Consider the following 16,246-nt stretch of genomic DNA (forward strand, 5'->3'; position numbering starts at 1 on the left):
GGGATCGGCTCCTCCCCGGCGTGAACGCCGGGGCCTCCGCCGATTGGATGCTCGATGACCTCCACGCCCCCCGCCCGCCCCCTGCAGCCGCTGCCCGTGCCCGCGGGGGTCGGGGCGCTCAGCGTCCTCCCCGCCCTGCGCCGCGCGCTGCACGGCGGGGGACCAGCGCTGCTGCCGGTCGGCCAGGACGGCGGGGAGCACGCCCGCACCGTGCGCGCGGCGCTGCGCGCCGGGGAACCGCTGGGGCCCGGCGAGGACGCCGCGGACGACCCGACGGCGCTGGTCGTGCCCACCTCCGGCTCCACGGGCACGCCGAAGGGCGTGCTGCTGCCGGCCTCGGCGCTGCGCGCCTCCGCCGACGCGACGCACCGGGCGCTCGGCGGCCCGGGGCACTGGCTGCTGGCGATGCCCGCGCAGCACATCGCCGGCATCCAGGTGCTCGTGCGCGCGCTCCGGGCCGGGACCGCGCCGCACGCGGTGGACACCGCGGACGGCTTCCGCACCGAGCGGTTCACCGCCGCGGCGCGCGCGGTGCCGGACGACGCCCCCCGCTACACCGCGCTCGTGCCCACGCAGCTCGGCCGCCTGCTCGACGACGACGCGGGGTGCGCGGCGCTGCGCGGTTTCGACGCGGTGCTGCTCGGCGGGGCCGCCACCCCGGCGCACCTGCTCCAGCGGGCCGCGCAGGCGGGCGTGCACGTGGTCACCACCTACGGCATGAGCGAGACCGCCGGCGGCTGCGTCTACGGCGGCTCCCCGCTGGACGTCGCGCAGGTCGCGGTCGACGCGGACGAGCCCGCCGGGCCCGGTCCGGTGCGGCTGGGCGGGCCGATGCTCGCCCGCGGCTACCGGGACCGGCCGGAGCACCCGGCCTTCGCCGGCGGCTGGTTCCGCACCGGCGACCTGGGCCGGTGGCAGGGCGGACTGCTGCGCGTCCTCGGCCGGGCCGACGACGTGATCGTCACCGGCGGGGTGAACATCGCCCCCGCCGAGGTGGAACGCGTGCTCGCCGCCGAGGAGGGCGTGCAGGAGGTGTGCGTGTTCGGCGTCGACGATGCCGAGTGGGGGCGGGCGGTGGCCGCGGCGGTCGTGCCGGCCGGCGGCGAGCCGCTGCCGGCCGATGCCGACGCGGAGCAGCACCCGCTGGTCGCGCGGCTGCGCGCGGCCGCGCGGACGCGGGCGCGGCCGGCCGCGGTGCCGAAGCGCTGGGTGTTCCGCGCGGAGCTGCCGCTGCGGGGACCGGGCAAACCGGACCGCCGGGCCCTCGAGCGGCAGATCACACCGGACGGGCACCGCTCCGGGTGATCGAGCCCGTGCGCGAAGATGGCGGGCATGGCAACAGTCGCGCAGTGGGTGGAAGGCGCCCGCATCCGCACGTTTCCGAACGCGATCGCCCCGGTGCTCGTGGGCACCGGCGCCGCCGCCGGCGTCGACGGCTTCCGGCCGGTGATCGCTGCGCTGGCGCTGGTCGTCGCGCTCGGGTTCATCATCGGCGTGAACTTCGCCAACGACTACTCGGACGGGATCCGCGGCACCGACGCGGACCGGGTGGGGCCGTTCCGGCTGGTCGGTTCCGAAGCGGCCCGGCCCGGGGCGGTGCGGGCCGCGGCGTGGACGTGCTTCGGCGTGGCCGCGCTGGCGGGGATCGGCGTGAGCCTGCTCAGCGGGCACTGGTGGCTGGTCCTCATCGGAGCGGTGTGCATCGCCGGGGCGTGGTTCTACACCGGCGGGCCCCGCCCGTACGGCTACCGGGGCTGGGGCGAGATCGCCGTGTTCCTCTTCTTCGGGATCATCGCCGTGCTCGGCACCCAGTACGCCCAGGCCGGTGAGATCAGCGGGTTCGGCATCGGCGGAGCCGTCGGTGTGGGCGCGCTGTCCAGCGCGGTGCTGGTGTCCAACAACCTCCGCGACATCCCCTCGGACCGCGAGACGGGCAAGCGCACGCTGGCCGTGCTGCTCGGCGACCGGGACACGCGCACGCTCTACGTAGCGCTGGCGCTGATCCCGTTCCTGCTGAGCGTGCTCACCGGCGTGCGCAACACGTGGGCGCTGCTGGGCCTGGTGGCGCTGCCGCTGCTGTTCCTCCCGCTGCGCGTGGTGATCCGCGGCGCCCAGGGCCGCGCCCTGATCCCCGCGGTGCGGGACACGGGCATCGCGATGCTCGTGTGGTCGGTGGTCACCGGCGCCGCGCTCGCCATCGGCTGAGCGCGGGCGCGCCGCCCGATCCGCGCTGTGTCCTCTTCGGACACCTGCGGACCCGGGGAACGAGCCGCTCCGGGACGAGGTCCGCGGGGAGTCCGGGCGGACGCTCGGGTCCGATTCGGACGGAACGTTGGAGGGCGGTCGCGCGGACGCCGGCCTGGCCGGTCGTTTCCGCGATGTCGTGCAGCGCGAACTACTCGACGAGCGCGGGCCTGAGGTAGGTGGTGACGTCCTCGGCGAGCTCGCACTGGTCGGTGCCCGACTCGGGCTGGACCAGGGTGACCTGCAGCGTCGCGTCCGCGACGGGGGTGTAAACGGTGCAGCTGTTCGCCCGCAGGGTGCGCGTGGCCTGCGGCGGCTCCTCCTGCGCCGAGGAGGTCGGGTCCGCCGAGGTGGACGTCTCCGCGCTCAGCTCGTCGAGTTCGACCTCCTCGCGCCCGAGATCGGCGAAGCCGGCGGGCTGGGCCCCGAGCAGGACCGAGCGGGGCCCGTCGGGAGCGGGGAACTCGCAGCCGGGCACGCGCGGCCCGGTCCCCGCGCTGCGCGGCGTCCCCCTGTCGACCGGGAACGCGAGCCCCGCGAGCTTGCCCGGGGAGACGAGCCCGCAGATGTCCTCGGCGGTGAGGTCGGAGAGCCGGACGCGCTGCTGCGGCGGCACGTGGCGGGGAGCGCTCGGGGCCGTCGAGGTCGGCGGGGCGCTGGAGGTGGACGGCTGCTGCTCCTGCGGGCCCTCCGGTTCCCCAGGGGAGCACGCGGCGAGTCCCCACGCGGCGAGTCCCAGCGCCACCGCGCCGACAGCCGCGCCCGCGCGTCCTGCTGACCGCACACGCACCTCCTCCTCGTGGTGGCCCCCTCCTCGTGGCGGCACCAGTGTCCCCCGCGGCGGGGGGACAGCAGCAGGCGCCCTCCTGCGTCCCCTCGAGCACCGATCGGGGAGATTTACATCACAGGAGGGTGGTGCGCGGGCGGCTCGCGGGCCCGCTGCGGACCCGCGGACCAACGACCGTTTACCGAAGAGGTAAAACAGGCACGGCCCGGGTAAAGGAGACACGGACCCGCCGCGGACGACCACCGGGGCCGCCCGCCCGGAGCAGCCGCCGGCCGCTCAGGCGCCCGCCGAACCGCCGCCCTCGCCGCGCAGCTCCGCGCGCAGGGCCTCGCGCCGGGCCTGCCGCGCCTGCTTGCGCACCGCGATCCCGGTGGCGACGCGCCGCCGCAGCGCGCCGAAGACCAGCATCGACACCGGCATCACCACGACCACGGACACCGCCGCGGCCACCAGGAACGGCACACCGAGCAGGGTGAGCACGGCCGCGACGACCACGAGCATGCCCAGGCGCGCGAGCGTGTACAGCGCGATGTCACCGGCGAGCCGCGCCGCGGGCCACTCCTGCTCAGCGGACTGCCGACTGTCCGGCGCGGACCGCTCGGCCGCGTCGGGCTGCTCCACCGGGTCGGACCGCCCGGTCGTGCCGGGCTGCTCCGCAGATTCCTGTTCTCGCACGTCAACCAGCATACGCAGGGCGCCGGCGGCAGCGGTCGACGGCTCGTCGCGCCCGGAATGATCCTGATCCGGCGCTTCATCCCTTACTTTCCCTTTACCTGGACCCAAAGGTTCGAGTACCTGGCCGCACCGATGCCAACATGCGACCGGAATGCCCGAATGCCCGCATTGAGGAGGTCGCTCGTGACCGTGACAACCCAAGCGACGACGCCGCAGCAGAACCAGAGCGGTCAGGAGCAGTTGCTGACTCCCGGCGAGGTCGCCGCGATGTTCCGCGTGGACCCCAAGACCGTGACCCGCTGGGCCACGGCCGGCCGGATCGGTTCCATCCGCACCCCGGGCGGGCACCGCCGCTTCCGCGAATCCGAGGTGCGGACCCTGCTCGCCGAGCTCACCAACGACGCGGGTGCCGGCCAGAACTTCTGACGCGCGGCCCGGGGCCACGCCCGTCCTGCAGGAGGTCTTCCTCCGCCCCCGACGACGGCGGACGTGGCTCCGGAGCACCGGTCCCCTTCGCGCGGGCCGCGACGCCGGCCTGCCGGTGGCGGAACCCGCTCGAGTCAGCGACATCCCCGCCACGATTGGCTACTCTCGGAAGTGGACGCGTTGGAGGTGGACCGATGATCTATGTCCTGGCAGCGATCGGTGCGGTGGCGCTCATCGTGCTGGTGTGGAAGGCGTTCGGACCGACGCCGGACCAGGCGTCGGACGACACGCCGCGCCAGGCCCCCCTCGCCCCCGACGACGACCCCGAGTTCCTCCGACGCATCGACGAGCAGCAGCGCAAGTCCAACAACAGCGACGAGGGCGAGTGACCGGCGGCCGCCGGCCCGCTACGCCACCGAGCGCCGCGGACGCCCCGCGTCCGCGGCGCTGTCAGCCCTGCGCCTGCCGCCCCGGCGCGTAGGGGAAGTCGTCGGCCACCAGCGCGGCCAGCTGGAGCATCGCCAGCCGCGTCGGCCCCGCCAACCGGTCCAGGTCCACTTCGGCGCCCTCCTCGAGGTGCGCGTCGAAGGGGATCTTGATGACGGCGCGGCAGCGCGCCTCGAAGTGCTGGGCGAGCTTGGACACGTCGACCTTCCCGGAGGACGGCCGCACCCCGTTGATGATCGCGATCGAGCGGGAGACGAGGTCGCCGTAGCCGTGCGCGTCGAGCCAGTCGACGGTGGCCGAGGCGCTGCGCGCCCCGTCGATCGAGCTGGACGAGACGATGACCAGCGAGTCGGCGAGGTCGAGCACGCCCTTCATCGCCGAGTGCATCAGCCCCGTGCCGCAGTCGGTGAGCACGAGGTTGTAGAAGTGCTCGAGCACGGTGGCGGTGCGCCGGTAGTCGTCCTCGCTGAACGCCTCGGACACGGCCGGGTCCTGCTCGCTGGCGAGGACCTCGAGGCGGCTCGGGCCCTGCGAGGTGTAGGCGCGCACGTCGCTGTACTTGCGGATGCGCTGGGAGTCCCGCAGCAGGTGCCGCACGGTGGCCGCCGTCTCCTGCGGGATCTTCTGGCTCAGCGTCCCCCGGTCCGGGTTCGCGTCGACGGCGACGACGCGGTCGCCGCGCAGCGAGGCGAACGTGGAGCCGAGCCCCGCCGTGGCCGTGGTCTTGCCGACGCCGCCCTTCAGGCTCAGCATCGCGATCTTGTAGCAGCCGTGCAGCGGCTGGTTGATCCGGTTGACGAGCTCGCGGCGCTGCTTGTCGGCGGGGCTCTCCCCGAGGTTGATGGTCTTGCCGCTGGCCACGTACACGGCCTTGCGCCACCCGGAGCGGGGCGGGCGCTTGGCCTGCCGGAGCAGCTGCGCCGAGGACAGGTCCTGCGCCGGATCGGCGGAAGCACCGCCCTGCCCCTGCGGTGCAGGGGGCTGTCCCTGCGGCACGGGGGTGCCGGACGGCTGGCCGGGGGCGTAGCCCCCGACCGGGCCGGGCGGTCCGGCCTGGCCCGGCGGCGGGGGCGGTCCGGGTTGCACGGGCTGGCCCGGCGCAGGTTGGCCCGGTGCCTGCTGCCCGGGCGCTGCTGGCGGCTGCCCCGGGGCTGGCGGCTGCTGGTACCAGGCGGGTGCGACCGGAAAGCCGCCGGAGCCCTCCCCGCTGCCCGGCGGCCCGCTGCCCGGCTGCTGCGCCGGGAAGGGGCCGGACTGCGCACCGTTCCCCGCCTGCGGGGCCGGTGCCGCGGGCTGCGCGCCGGAGGGAGCGGAGTCCGGCTGCGGCGCGGCGTCCCGGTGCGCGTTCGGGTCCACGTAGGACGGAGTCGGGTGGGCCGGTTTGGTGGCCGGTTCCGCGTACCCGTCGTTGCCGCCACCGGGATTCGCGACGTCCGCGGCGGGAACGTCGTCCTGCGCCGTGCCGGAATCCGGCCGCGTCTCGGGCTCCTCGTACCGTCCGGTCACCGTTGCCTTCCCTCCCAGTTCACGTCGAGCCCGCGGAGGAGCGGTCTCCGCGGGAGCAACCCCGATCGTGCACGGTAGTCGGGTCCGCCCGGTCCCGTCACGCGGGGATGGGCCGCACCACCGCACCAGGCCGCACGAACGCGCAGGGCACAGCGCGTCAGGCGCGTGGGAGGCACCGGGGCTCGGCTCCGCGGGCGATGCTGCCCCCGTTCGGGGGATCATCGCGGCGGGGCGATCACAGGCCCGCGTAGGAGTGCAGTCCGGAGATGACGATGTTCACGAAGAACAGGTTGAAGATCATCACGGCCAGCCCGATGATGTTCACCCAGGCCGCGCGGCTGCCGCGCCAGCCCGCCGTGGCCCGGGCGTGCAGGTAGGCCGCGTACACGATCCAGGCGATGAACGAGCAGGTCTCCTTCGGGTCCCAGCCCCAGAAGCGGCCCCAGGCGGCCTCGGCCCAGATCGCACCGGCCACGATCGCGAACGTCCACACCGGGAAGATGATCACGGTGGCGCGGTAGGCCATCCGGTCCAGCGCCTCGCCGCTCGGCAGGCGCGCGGCGAAAGCCGCCAGCCCCCCGGAGTTCTCGTAGCGCTTGCGCAGCAGGAACAGGATGCTGGCCACACCGGCGAACATGAACGAACCGGTCGAGATGATCGCCGCGGTCACGTGGATGACGATCCAGTACGACTGCAGCGCCGGCTGCAGCGGCTGGGCCTGGGCGTACAGCAGCGTGCCGGACAGGAACAGCAGCACGACCACCGGCAGCATGAGGAAGCCGCCGAGCGCCCGCAGCTGCGCCGGCTGGGCGTCCGCGCGGCGCGCCCGCATCTGCCGCACCAGCACGATCAGCCAGGCGATGACGGCGGCCAGGGTGATCGCCGAGCCGAACTCGTACATGTTGCCCCACGGGGCGCGGCCCACGGAAACCCCGCGCAGGAGCAGCGAGAGCCCGTGCACGAGCGCGCCGAGCACGGTCATCGACACGGCCATGCCGCCGAGCCGCTCGCTGAACGGGCGCTTCGGCTGCTCGGGCACGCGGCCGACGGCGCCGGCATCGCCCGGGGCCACGGTGCGCGGGCCGCCCGCACCGACGAGCTCGGCCTCGGTCCGCTGCGCCCGGCTCGCGCGCCGCCCCGCGGAGAACTCCGCGAAGTACAGCAGCATCGCGAGGATGTAGACGACCACCGAAGTGGCGTAGGCCCAGTCGCTGAACTCGGCCAGCATCTCATTGACCTGCATCAGTTCTTCCTTTCCGGAGCGGGCGCCGCCGCGCGCGGATCCGTCGGTTCCGCGCGGTCCTCACCCAGCAGATCACGCGCCAGCCGGGTGAACTCCTCGCCGTACCCGGCCTGGTCGGTGCGGGCGAGCCCGCCGAGTTCCACGAGCGTCGACCCGTCGGCCCGGGGCGTGGCGCGCACCCAGATGCGCCGCCGCTTGATCATCAGCGAGGCGCCCAGGCTGAAGATGATCGCCACCGCGAAGCCCAGCGCGAACGGCTGGAACGGGTCGTGCGAGACCTGCAGGTTCACCCACCGCTGGACGCCGTCGAAGCGCACGCGGGTGCCGTCGTCGAGCCGGATCTCCTCGCCGGGCCGCAGGTTCTCCCGGGCGACGCGCTGCAGCCGGCCCTGCTCGACCATCTTCTGGTCGACGTTGAAGATCGACTGGCCGCGGCCGGAGTCCAACCCCAGGTCGCCGCGCATGATGTCCACCGCCGCGGCCGGGTCGTTGAGAGCGGGGAACCCGGAGCTGAGCACCTTGCCCTGCATCGAGGCGGTGGGGGCGAACAGCCCGGTGACCGCCAGCTGCTTCTGCCGCCGCTCGAACGGGTCCTCGATGCCCGGCGGGTCGAACTTCGTCGCCCCCTGCGAGAGCATCGTCACCGTGTCCACCGGCTGCCACTGGGTCGTCTTCGTGCGCCGCTCGCCGTTCGGGAAGATGACCGTGAACTGCGGCGTGTAGCCGTTGCCGGTGAGGTACACGCGGTCGCCGGCCGTGCGCAGCGGGTGGTTGACCCGCAGCTCGTGCGGCTTCCACTCGCCGCGCTCGAGCGCCTCGCCGGACTGGTAGTCCATGTCCACCCGGTAGTCCACCGCCTGCCCGTTGTGCAGGTAGTTCACGTGGAAGCCGTTGACGCGCACGCAGAACTCGCTCAGGTCCGTGCCGTCCACGTTCAACCCCGCGTTGAACGAGTCGTAGTTGTACGTGCCCGAATTGCAGAAGGCGGAGCCGTCGGCCTGGACGATGACCTGGCCCTCGTAGGAGTACAGCTTGCCGCCCGCGACCGCGATGAGCAGGCCGAGCAGGGCGAAGTGGAACACGAGGTTGCCGGCCTCGCGCAGGTAGCCGCGCTCGGCGCTGAGCGACTCGGCGCCCGCGGACTCGGTGAACTCGGTGCGGCGCCAGCGCTTCAGCCGCCGCCGCGAGTCCGCCAGCACGTCGTCCACACCGGAATCGGTGGTGATGTGGGCGTAGTGCGGCATGCGGCCGAGGTTGCGGGGCGTGCGCACGGGCTTGCCGCGGGCCTGCTTGTAGTACTCCCAGCACCGCGGCACCAGGCACCCGACCAGGGAGATGAACAGCAGCACGTAGATCGCGGCGAACCACACCGAGCTGAAGACCTCGAACACGCCGAGCTTGTCGAGGATCGGCGCCAGCGTCGGGTAGTCCTGGAAGTACCGGTCCACCTCGCTCGGGTTCAGCGAGCGCTGCGGGATCAGCGCCCCGGGCAGCGCGGCCACCGCCAGCAGGAACAGCAGCACCAGAGCGGTGCGCATCGACGTCAGCCCGCGCCAGGTGTTGCGCAGGAAGGCCCAGCCGGTTCTCAGGTGCTCGCGCATCAGATCGGCAGCTCGGTCGCGTTGATCGGGCTCCGGAGCATCGCGATCAGTTCTCCCCACAATCCCGTGACGAGCGCCAGGCCCACGACCACCAGCAGCGCACCGCCGGTGACCTGGATGGCGCGGCTCCTGCGGCGCACCCACTCGGTGCTGCGCACGGCCCACCGCGCGCCCAGCGCCAGCAGGACGAACGGCAGGCCCAGGCCGAGGCAGTACGCGAGGATCAGCACCAGTCCGCGCACGGCCGCGGGCGAGTCCGGCTGCGTGGCGACGGTCAGCGACATGACACCGGCCAGCGTCGGGCCGAGGCACGGCGTCCACCCGAGACCGAACACGGCGCCGAGCAGCGGAGCGCCCCACACCCCGGCCTTCGGCACGCGGTGGATCCGCACGTCCCGCTGCAGCGCGGGAACCAGGCCGAGGAAGACCAGACCCATGGCCACGGTGACGACCCCGCCGATGCGCTGCAGCAGCAGCTCGTTCGCCAGCAGCGCGTCGGAGAGCCCGAGCAGCATCCACGTCGCCGAGACGAACACCGCGCTGAAGCCGAGCACGAACAGCAGCGCCGCGCCCGCGACCCGCCACCGGCCGCGCCGCGCATCCCGCGTTTCTGCGCTGGTCACCGGCGGGGATTCGGCTCCGACGAGGCCGGCCAGGTACGCGAGGTAACCGGGCACGAGCGGGACGACGCAGGGCGAGGCGAAGCTGACCCCGCCGGCGAGCACCGACACGACGGCCGCGAGCAGCAGCGGGCCGGTCTTCGCGAGCTCGGTGGGATCCACGCGTTCGAGGGTAGGCAAGGCGAAAACGCGGCCCGCCACCGGGCTTGGTGACTCGGCGCACTCTTTGCCCTGGACAAAGCGGGTTCACCGGACGCGCGCCCGCGGCGCGGGACCAAGGTCCCGCGCAGTCGGGGACGTTCGTGCCCCGCTCGCGTCAGGCCTGCGGCCGCTCCTGCGCCACGCGCTGCACGTGCGGCAGCAGCTCGTCGTCGCGCACCTGCGTCAGGAAGATCGCCGCGACCCGGTGCTGCCGGTCCAGCACGATCGTCGCCGGAACCGTGCTGCGCGGGAAGTTGTCCAGCGCCAGCAGCGAACGGCCGGACGGGTCGAACAGCGACGGGTAGCTGATGTCGTGGCTGTCGTGGAAGTCCTGCGCCGCGCTGCGCTCGTCGCGCACGTCGATGCCGAGGAACCGCACCCCCTGCTCGCGGGTCCGGTCCTGCACCCGCTGCAGGTCATCGGCCTCCGCGCGGCACGGGCCGCACCACGAGCCCCAGATGTTGAGCACCACGACCTGGTTGCGGAAGTCGCCCAGGGAGACCTGCTCGCCCGGCCGCATCAGGCTCTCGCCCTCGAGCCCGGACACCCGGCCGCGCTCCTGCGGGGAGTAGAACAGGCGCGTCTGCCCTCCCGGGGAGACGAACGTGAACTCGCCGTTCTCGTCGACCGCGTCGTCGCCCTGGGTCGCGCAGCCGCCGACGAGCGCGAGCGCGATCCCGAAGGCGGCCAGTCGCCGCAGCAGCCGTGCCATGTCCACTCCCCTTCGACTCATCAGGCCCCGGTGACCTGGGGATCGCTACCACCCGAGGGCTCGGCGTAGGCCACGCCCACCAGCTGCTCGTCGTCGAAGACGAGGCTGGTCAGCGAGGCCAGCGAGCACTGCCGGCGGCGCGGGTCGTGCCACAGCGGCCGGGCCTGCAGGAACCGCCGCAGCGTCCAGACCGGCAACTGGTGCGACACGCACACGGCCTCGGCGCCCTCCGCCGCGGCGCGCGCCCGGTACACCGCGCCGAGCATCCGCCAGGCGATCTCCTTGTACGGCTCGCCCCACGACGGGCGCAGCGGGTTCCACAGCTTGGGCCAGTGCTGCGGGGAGCGCAGCGCCCCGTCGCCGACGGAGACCTTCAGCCCCTCGAAGCGGTTCTCGGCCTCGAGCAGCCGCTCGTCGGAGGCCACGTCCAACCGGAACGCCTCGCCGAGCGGGGCCGCGGTCTGCTGCGCGCGCAGCAGCGGCGAGGCGACCACGTGGGCCACCTCCCGCTCGGCGAGGAACTCGGCCACGACCTTCGCCTGCCACTGCCCGCGGTCGGACAGGGCGTAGCCGGGCAGCCTGCCGTAGAGCACGCCCTCCGGGTTGTGCACCTCACCGTGCCGCAGCAGGTGCACCACGGTGCGGGTGGCGCTCATGCCTGCTCCGGCGCGGTCGCGCCCGCCGCGGCCCGGGCCGCGTGCGGCAGCGCGTCGGCGAGCACCTCGAACGACTCGTCGTTCATGGCGGCGTTGACGAACCAGCACTCGAACGAGCTCGGCGGCGGGTACACGCCGCGGGCGAGCAGTTCGTGGAAGAACGGCGGGTAGCGCCACACCTGCTGGTCCTGCGCCTGCTCGTAGCCGTGCACCGGGTCGTCGGTGAAGAAGATGCTGAACATGTTGCCGGCGAAGGAGATCCGGTGCGGCACGCCCTCGGCCGTCAGCGCCGCGGTGACCAGGTCGCTGACGCGCTTGGCGTTGGCGTCGAGCGCGGCGTAGACGTCGGCCGTCGCGGCGCGCAGGTTCGCCAGCCCCGCGGCCACCGCCACCGGGTTCCCCGCCAGCGTGCCCGCCTGGTACACGGGCCCGGAGGGGGCGAGGTGGGCCATCACGTCGGAGCGGCCGCCGAACGCGGCGGCGGGCAGCCCGCCGGACATCACCTTGCCGAACGTGTAGAGGTCGCCGGCGACGCCGTCCACGCCGTACCAGCCGGCCGCGGAGACGCGGAAGCCGGTCATCACCTCGTCCATGACGAGCAGCGAGCCGTTCTCGCGGGTGATCTCCCGCAGCCCGGCGTTGAAGCCGTCGACCGGGGCGATCGCGCCCATGTTGCCCGCGGCGGCCTCGGTGATCACACCGGCGATCTCGCCGCCCTGCTCGGCGAAGGCCTGCCGCACCGCCTCCAGGTCGTTGTACGGCAGCACGATCGTGTCCGTGGCCTGCGCCCCGGTCACACCGGGGGTGCTGGGCAGTCCCAGCGTGGCCACCCCGGAACCGGCGCTGGCCAGCAGCGCGTCCACGTGGCCGTGGTAGCACCCGGCGAACTTGACGATCTTGCGGCGACCGGTGTGCGCCCGGGCCAGCCGCACCGCGGTCATGGTGGCCTCGGTGCCGGAGTTGACCAGCCGCACCTGCTCGACCGGCTCGACCCGGTCGATGATCTCCTGCGCGAGATCGACCTCCCCCGCGGCCGGGGTGCCGAAGGACAGGCCGTGCACGGCGGCGTCCCGCACCGCCTGCACCACGTCCGGGTGGGCGTGGCCGTTGACCATCGGCCCCCAGGAGGACACGAGGTCGACGTAGCGGTGGTCGTCGGCGTCCCACAGGAACGGGCCCTCGCCGCGGACCATGAACCGGGGCGTGCCCCCGACCGAGCGGAAAGCGCGCACCGGGGAGTTCACGCCGCCGGGCGTGACCGCCTCGGCGCGGGCGAACAGCTGCCGGGAACGGGGGGCGGGATCGTTGTTCTCATTCGCAGGAGCTGTCACGTCCCCAGTCTGACACCGCGGCAGTCCGGCACCGCGGCGGACCCGGTCCACCCGCCGCCCGATCAGCTCCGCACGCGCCAGGCCAGCGCGAGCTGCCGGGGCACGTCCAGCAGCAGCAGCCCGCCCGCGGCCGCCGCGCCGACCGACAATGCCACCCGGTCACCGAGCACGCGCGGCACGGAGACCGACTCGCCCACCGGGACCGCGGTGGTGCCGTGCTGCCACGCCCACCACGCGGCGAGGGCGCACGCGACCGCGAGGACCAGCTCGACACCGGCGACAGCGGCGCGCGCGGGGCGGTGCACACCGGCGGAGCGATCGTCAGCACGCTGCGACGAGGCTTCGGGCACGACCGCAGCATCTCACAGCCCGGCGCGCGGGCGTATCCGCGCCCGCGATCACTCGACCAGCCGCGCCAGCGCCGCGCGCAACGCCTCCGGGTCCCGCGCCCACGCCAGCACCACGCGGTCGTCCTCCAGCCGCAGCGGCACCTCGTGCGTGCCGCGCGGCGCGGTGAGCGTGCCGCCGAGCACGCGCGCCCCCACGGGCGCCCCGACCTCGGTGACCGCGCGCACCCGCGCGAGCTCCAACCGCTCCCGGCCCTGCACCAGCTCGGTCGGCGTCAACCGCAGCGAGCACACGCGGCGCCGGCCGTGCACCCACACGGCCGCGGCGACCGCGAGCACCGCCGCCACGAACGCCCACGCCACGAGGTGCACCGGACCGGGGGAGAGCACTTCGACGAGCAGCCCCACCGCGGCGAAGGCCGGGCCCCACAGCACGGGCGCCCACCCGCTGCCGGATTCGGCGTGCAGCACCGGTTCAGTCGTGCTCACCGGTCACCCACGCCGCGCCCGAGGGTCCCCACAGCAGCACCGTGGCCGGCACGCCCAGCAGCACGAGCACGATCTGCGGGCCGAACACGGCCCCCGTGCCCAGCACCATGACCAGGTGCACGATCGCGAACACGGTCAGCACCAGCCGCGCCCACGGCCGCCTGCCGTACATCAGCGAGCCCAGCACGAGGTAGGCGACCGCGAGCACGACGGCGAAGCCGGTGTTGACCCACAGCAGCCGCGCCGCCCGGCTGCCCGCCTCCTGCGGCGCGACCGCGCCCTGGTCGACGAGCGTCCGGCCCAGCTGGTCGTGGCCGGCCCACATCACGGCCAGCTGGGCGAGCAGCAGCAGCGCGATGATCCACCAGAGCACGACGGCCACGCGCACCGTGCGCGGCGGGCCGCTCCGGGCGGGGCCGTGATCAGCGTCCGCCACCGCCTACCCCCGGAACCGCGCCGCTTGGAAGTACCAGTTGGACCGCTTGAGGTAGACGAGCACGAGGAACGCGCCCATCCCCGCCAGGCCGACGCCGTTCGTGACATAGCTCAGCACCAGCATCGACGTGGGGACCTCCACGCCCGCGGGGAGCCCCGCTGCCTGCGGGTTCATCCCCGTGCCGCCGGTGAGCAGCCCGATGAGGCTCTGCACGACCCAGAGCGCGGCGAAGACGGTCAGCGTCACGCGCGCCCAGTTGCGGCCGCCGCGCATCTTGAAGCCGAACAGGATCCACAGTCCGGTGAGGACGAGGTAGAAGAACGTCTGCAGCCCGAAGGTCACGATCATGACCGCGCGGCCGAACTCGAGGGCCTCCGGCGTCGTGTCGCCGATCTGGCGCGCCATGACCTCCTCGGCGAAGGGCTGGCCGAGCACGAACCCGAGCACCGTCAGCACGGTGGCGAGGATCGGCACGACCACCGCGATCCAGAACGCGGTCTCGACGGTGCTCGGACGCGGGGCACCGCCCTGCTGCCCGGGTGGCGGCGGCGCGGCGTACGGGTCGGGCATCCCCTGCGGCGCACCGGGGTGCTGCGGGAAACCGCCGGACGGCGGGCCGCCGGGGTACTGGGGGAAGCCGCCGGACGGCGGGCCGCCGGGGTGCTGCGGGGGCTGGTTGCCGGGGTGCTGCGGATTCCCGCCCGGCGGCTGCTGCGGAGAACCGCCCTGCTGCCAGGGGTCCTGTGGAGATGTCACGGCAAAACAGTAGGAACCCGGCACGTCCCCTGTCCACTCAGGTCACCGATCGCGGCGGGCGACGTGGCGCACGTTTCCGCGCTCGGCGCACGCGCCGGCGGCGGTCAGCCGGCGGCGCGGCGGTGCCGGGCCGCCTGCCGGAAGAAGCGGTTCGACTCCGGCAGGTACATGAGCACGATCGCGGCCGCGTGCAGCACCGCGCCCACCGCGGCCAGCAGCACCTCCCAGCCCGACACGGCGCGGCCGGCGATCTCGCGCAGCAGCTCCTCCGGGAACACCGGCACCACCAGCACCAGCACCGCGGCGCTGAACGCGGTGAACGCGCCGAAGACGGTCAGCACCACGCGCGCCCAGTTGCGCCCGCGGAGCATGCGCGTGGCCAGCAGCACGTACACCAGCGCGGCCAGCACGGCCCACAGCAGCCCGAACACGATCGTGCTGGTGGCGAGCTCGTCGATCTGGGACTGGTGCAGCTCGGGGCGCATGCGGCCCAGGTCCTCGAGCAGGCGGTGCCGGTCGGCGAACTGCACCGCGGACCGCAGCACCGCCACGCACGCCCCCGCGACCCACAGCCGCCACGCCAGCACCAGCCACCGCGGCGCGGTCGGGGCGGCGGACCCGCCGTTCGGCTCGCTCATCCGCGATCGCCGTCCCGCCGCAGCCAGCGCGCCGCTTCGGCGGCCCAGTAGGTGAGCACGATGTCGGCGCCCGCGCGGCGCGCTGCGGTGATCGACTCGAGCGCGGTGCGCTCCCGGTCGAGCCAACCGCGGGACGCGGCGGCCTCGACCATCGCGTACTCGCCGGAGACCTGGTAGCTGGCCACCGGGACATCGGCCACGGTCGCCACCTCGCGCAGCACGTCCAAGTAGGACAGCATCGGCTTGACCATGACCATGTCCGCCCCCTCGGCCAGGTCCAGGTCGGCCTCGCGCAGCGACTCCCGGCCGTTGCCGGGGTCCTGCTGGTAGGTCTTGCGGTCGCCGGACAGCTGCGAGTCCACCGCGTCGCGGAACGGGCCGTAGAAGGCGGAGGCGAACTTCGCCGAGTAGGCCAGCACCGAGGTGTCGGTGAACCCGCGGGAGTCCAGCGCTTCGCGGATCACGCCCACCTGGCCGTCCATCATCCCGCTCGGGCTGACCACGTGCGCACCCGACTGCGCCTGCACCACGCCCATCTCGGCGTAGAGCTCCAGCGTGCGGTCGTTGTCCACGGCACCGCTCCCGTCGAGCACCCCGCAGTGCCCGTGGTCGGTGAACTCGTCCAGGCACAGGTCGGCCATGAGCACCGTGTCCTCGCCGACCTCGGAGCGCAGGTCCCGCAGGGCCGCGTTGAGCACGCCGTCCGGATCGAGGGCGGCCGAGCCCTCGGCGTCGCGCTCGGCGGGCACGCCGAACAGCATCAGCCCGCCGACCCCGGCGTCGACCGCGTCGACGGCGGCCCGCCGCAGCGAATCCCGGGTGTGCTGGTGCACGCCGGGCATCGACGGGATCTCCACGGGCGCGTCGATGCCCTCGCGGACGAACATCGGCAGCACCAGCTGCCGCGGTTCGACGGTGGTCTCGGACACGAGGCGGCGCACCGCGGCGTTGCGCCGCAACCGCCGCGGACGATGCGCGGGATACATCAAGCGTCTCCATTCGTTCAGCCGACGCCGGTGCCGCCGCGCCGCTCCGCGGACGCGCCGCGGGGCGGGGCGGGCGGCCCGCCGGTGCGGTGTCCCCGCGCCGGCGGCGGAACTCACCGTGCGCGCACCGCCCGCGCGCGGAGCG

General features: G+C 74.1%; 19 protein-coding genes. 4 read left to right on the plus strand and 15 right to left on the minus strand.

Annotated features, from left to right (window positions below; genetic code table 11):
* The first annotated feature begins 54 nt into the window (after positions 1 to 54).
* Both menE and ACVGV0_RS21555 read left to right on the plus strand, forming a co-directional pair.
* Entirely contained in the window at positions 55 to 1,305 is a 1,251-nt protein-coding gene (menE, locus tag ACVGV0_RS21550; RefSeq protein ID WP_459157508.1) for an o-succinylbenzoate--CoA ligase, read from the plus strand.
* A 27-nt stretch (positions 1,306 to 1,332) separates the two neighbouring features.
* Positions 1,333 to 2,205, plus strand: a complete 873-nt coding sequence (locus ACVGV0_RS21555; RefSeq protein ID WP_459157509.1) for a 1,4-dihydroxy-2-naphthoate polyprenyltransferase — start codon at positions 1,333 to 1,335, stop codon at positions 2,203 to 2,205.
* A 190-nt stretch (positions 2,206 to 2,395) separates the two neighbouring features.
* On the opposite strand, the gene ACVGV0_RS21560 is transcribed toward ACVGV0_RS21555, so the two are convergent.
* Complete coding sequence (locus tag ACVGV0_RS21560) at positions 2,396 to 3,028, minus strand: DUF3558 family protein (protein WP_459157510.1); 633 nt, start codon at positions 3,026 to 3,028, stop codon at positions 2,396 to 2,398.
* Between the two features lie 279 nt (positions 3,029 to 3,307).
* Positions 3,308 to 3,706 carry a DUF4229 domain-containing protein gene (locus tag ACVGV0_RS21565; protein WP_459157511.1) on the minus strand — a complete coding sequence of 133 codons (399 nt, stop codon included), beginning with the start codon at positions 3,704 to 3,706 and terminating at the stop codon, positions 3,308 to 3,310.
* 189 nt (positions 3,707 to 3,895) lie between these two features.
* On the opposite strand from ACVGV0_RS21565, the gene ACVGV0_RS21570 reads away from it, so the two are divergent.
* Together ACVGV0_RS21570 and ACVGV0_RS21575 are read left to right on the plus strand one after the other, a co-directional pair.
* Positions 3,896 to 4,132 (plus strand): BldC family transcriptional regulator, encoded by a 237-nt coding sequence (locus ACVGV0_RS21570; protein ID WP_459160091.1) that lies wholly within the window; start codon positions 3,896 to 3,898, stop codon positions 4,130 to 4,132.
* 194 nt (positions 4,133 to 4,326) lie between these two features.
* On the plus strand, positions 4,327 to 4,521 hold the full coding sequence (locus ACVGV0_RS21575) for a hypothetical protein (protein WP_459157512.1): 195 nt from the start codon (positions 4,327 to 4,329) through the stop codon (positions 4,519 to 4,521).
* Between the two features lie 61 nt (positions 4,522 to 4,582).
* Here ACVGV0_RS21575 and ACVGV0_RS21580 read toward each other — a convergent pair whose 3' ends face one another.
* The 13 genes from ACVGV0_RS21580 to hemB all read right to left on the minus strand — a co-directional run bounded on the left by ACVGV0_RS21580 (position 4,583) and on the right by hemB (position 16,101).
* Positions 4,583 to 6,085, minus strand: a complete 1,503-nt coding sequence (locus ACVGV0_RS21580; RefSeq protein ID WP_459157513.1) for a MinD/ParA family ATP-binding protein — start codon at positions 6,083 to 6,085, stop codon at positions 4,583 to 4,585.
* 235 nt (positions 6,086 to 6,320) lie between these two features.
* Positions 6,321 to 7,328 (minus strand): c-type cytochrome biogenesis protein CcsB, encoded by a 1,008-nt coding sequence (ccsB, locus tag ACVGV0_RS21585; RefSeq protein WP_459157514.1) that lies wholly within the window; start codon positions 7,326 to 7,328, stop codon positions 6,321 to 6,323.
* A complete protein-coding gene (gene resB / locus ACVGV0_RS21590; RefSeq protein WP_459157515.1) occupies positions 7,328 to 8,929 on the minus strand; it encodes a cytochrome c biogenesis protein ResB in 1,602 nt (533 codons plus the stop codon). Before resB ends, ccsB begins: the two co-directional genes overlap by 1 nt.
* The gene (locus ACVGV0_RS21595) at positions 8,929 to 9,711 is read right to left on the minus strand and encodes a cytochrome c biogenesis CcdA family protein (RefSeq protein ID WP_459157516.1); all 783 of its coding nucleotides are present in this window, start codon (positions 9,709 to 9,711) and stop codon (positions 8,929 to 8,931) included. Before ACVGV0_RS21595 ends, resB begins: the two co-directional genes overlap by 1 nt.
* A gap of 154 nt (positions 9,712 to 9,865) precedes the next feature.
* Positions 9,866 to 10,462, minus strand: a complete 597-nt coding sequence (locus tag ACVGV0_RS21600) for a TlpA family protein disulfide reductase (RefSeq protein WP_459157517.1) — start codon at positions 10,460 to 10,462, stop codon at positions 9,866 to 9,868.
* A 20-nt stretch (positions 10,463 to 10,482) separates the two neighbouring features.
* Positions 10,483 to 11,118: a histidine phosphatase family protein gene (locus tag ACVGV0_RS21605; RefSeq protein WP_459157518.1), complete on the minus strand. Its 636-nt coding sequence runs from the start codon at positions 11,116 to 11,118 to the stop codon at positions 10,483 to 10,485.
* Positions 11,115 to 12,449, minus strand: a complete 1,335-nt coding sequence (hemL, locus tag ACVGV0_RS21610) for a glutamate-1-semialdehyde 2,1-aminomutase (protein ID WP_459157519.1) — start codon at positions 12,447 to 12,449, stop codon at positions 11,115 to 11,117. The genes ACVGV0_RS21605 and hemL overlap by 4 nt, the downstream gene beginning before the upstream one ends.
* Before the next feature lie 62 nt (positions 12,450 to 12,511).
* Positions 12,512 to 12,799, minus strand: a complete 288-nt coding sequence (locus ACVGV0_RS21615; RefSeq protein ID WP_459157520.1) for a hypothetical protein — start codon at positions 12,797 to 12,799, stop codon at positions 12,512 to 12,514.
* A 48-nt stretch (positions 12,800 to 12,847) separates the two neighbouring features.
* The gene (locus ACVGV0_RS21620) at positions 12,848 to 13,285 is read right to left on the minus strand and encodes a hypothetical protein (protein ID WP_459157521.1); all 438 of its coding nucleotides are present in this window, start codon (positions 13,283 to 13,285) and stop codon (positions 12,848 to 12,850) included.
* Complete coding sequence (locus ACVGV0_RS21625) at positions 13,272 to 13,721, minus strand: hypothetical protein (RefSeq protein WP_459157522.1); 450 nt, start codon at positions 13,719 to 13,721, stop codon at positions 13,272 to 13,274. Before ACVGV0_RS21625 ends, ACVGV0_RS21620 begins: the two co-directional genes overlap by 14 nt.
* 3 nt (positions 13,722 to 13,724) lie before the next feature.
* Positions 13,725 to 14,477 carry a DUF485 domain-containing protein gene (locus tag ACVGV0_RS21630; RefSeq protein ID WP_459157523.1) on the minus strand — a complete coding sequence of 251 codons (753 nt, stop codon included), beginning with the start codon at positions 14,475 to 14,477 and terminating at the stop codon, positions 13,725 to 13,727.
* 104 nt (positions 14,478 to 14,581) lie between these two features.
* Positions 14,582 to 15,115 carry a hypothetical protein gene (locus ACVGV0_RS21635; protein WP_459157524.1) on the minus strand — a complete coding sequence of 178 codons (534 nt, stop codon included), beginning with the start codon at positions 15,113 to 15,115 and terminating at the stop codon, positions 14,582 to 14,584.
* On the minus strand, positions 15,112 to 16,101 hold the full coding sequence (gene hemB, locus ACVGV0_RS21640; protein ID WP_459157525.1) for a porphobilinogen synthase: 990 nt from the start codon (positions 16,099 to 16,101) through the stop codon (positions 15,112 to 15,114). The genes ACVGV0_RS21635 and hemB overlap by 4 nt, the downstream gene beginning before the upstream one ends.
* Positions 16,102 to 16,246 lie beyond the last annotated feature (145 nt).

It is taken from the genome of Salinifilum ghardaiensis (assembly GCF_054491345.1).

Bases quoted from the DNA above. Each gene is read 5' to 3' on its own strand.
- ccsB (WP_459157514.1), bottom strand. From the start codon at position 7,328: ATGCAGGTCAATGAGATGCTGGCCGAGTTCAGCGACTGGGCCTACGCC.
- resB (WP_459157515.1), bottom strand. From the start codon at position 8,929: ATGCGCGAGCACCTGAGAACCGGCTGGGCCTTCCTGCGCAACACCTGG.
- hemB (WP_459157525.1), bottom strand. From the start codon at position 16,101: ATGTATCCCGCGCATCGTCCGCGGCGGTTGCGGCGCAACGCCGCGGTG.
- ACVGV0_RS21635 (WP_459157524.1), bottom strand. From the start codon at position 15,115: ATGAGCGAGCCGAACGGCGGGTCCGCCGCCCCGACCGCGCCGCGGTGG.
- ACVGV0_RS21605 (WP_459157518.1), bottom strand. From the start codon at position 11,118: ATGAGCGCCACCCGCACCGTGGTGCACCTGCTGCGGCACGGTGAGGTG.
- menE (WP_459157508.1), top strand. From the start codon at position 55: ATGACCTCCACGCCCCCCGCCCGCCCCCTGCAGCCGCTGCCCGTGCCC.
- ACVGV0_RS21600 (WP_459157517.1), bottom strand. From the start codon at position 10,462: ATGGCACGGCTGCTGCGGCGACTGGCCGCCTTCGGGATCGCGCTCGCG.
- ACVGV0_RS21555 (WP_459157509.1), top strand. From the start codon at position 1,333: ATGGCAACAGTCGCGCAGTGGGTGGAAGGCGCCCGCATCCGCACGTTT.
- ACVGV0_RS21575 (WP_459157512.1), top strand. From the start codon at position 4,327: ATGATCTATGTCCTGGCAGCGATCGGTGCGGTGGCGCTCATCGTGCTG.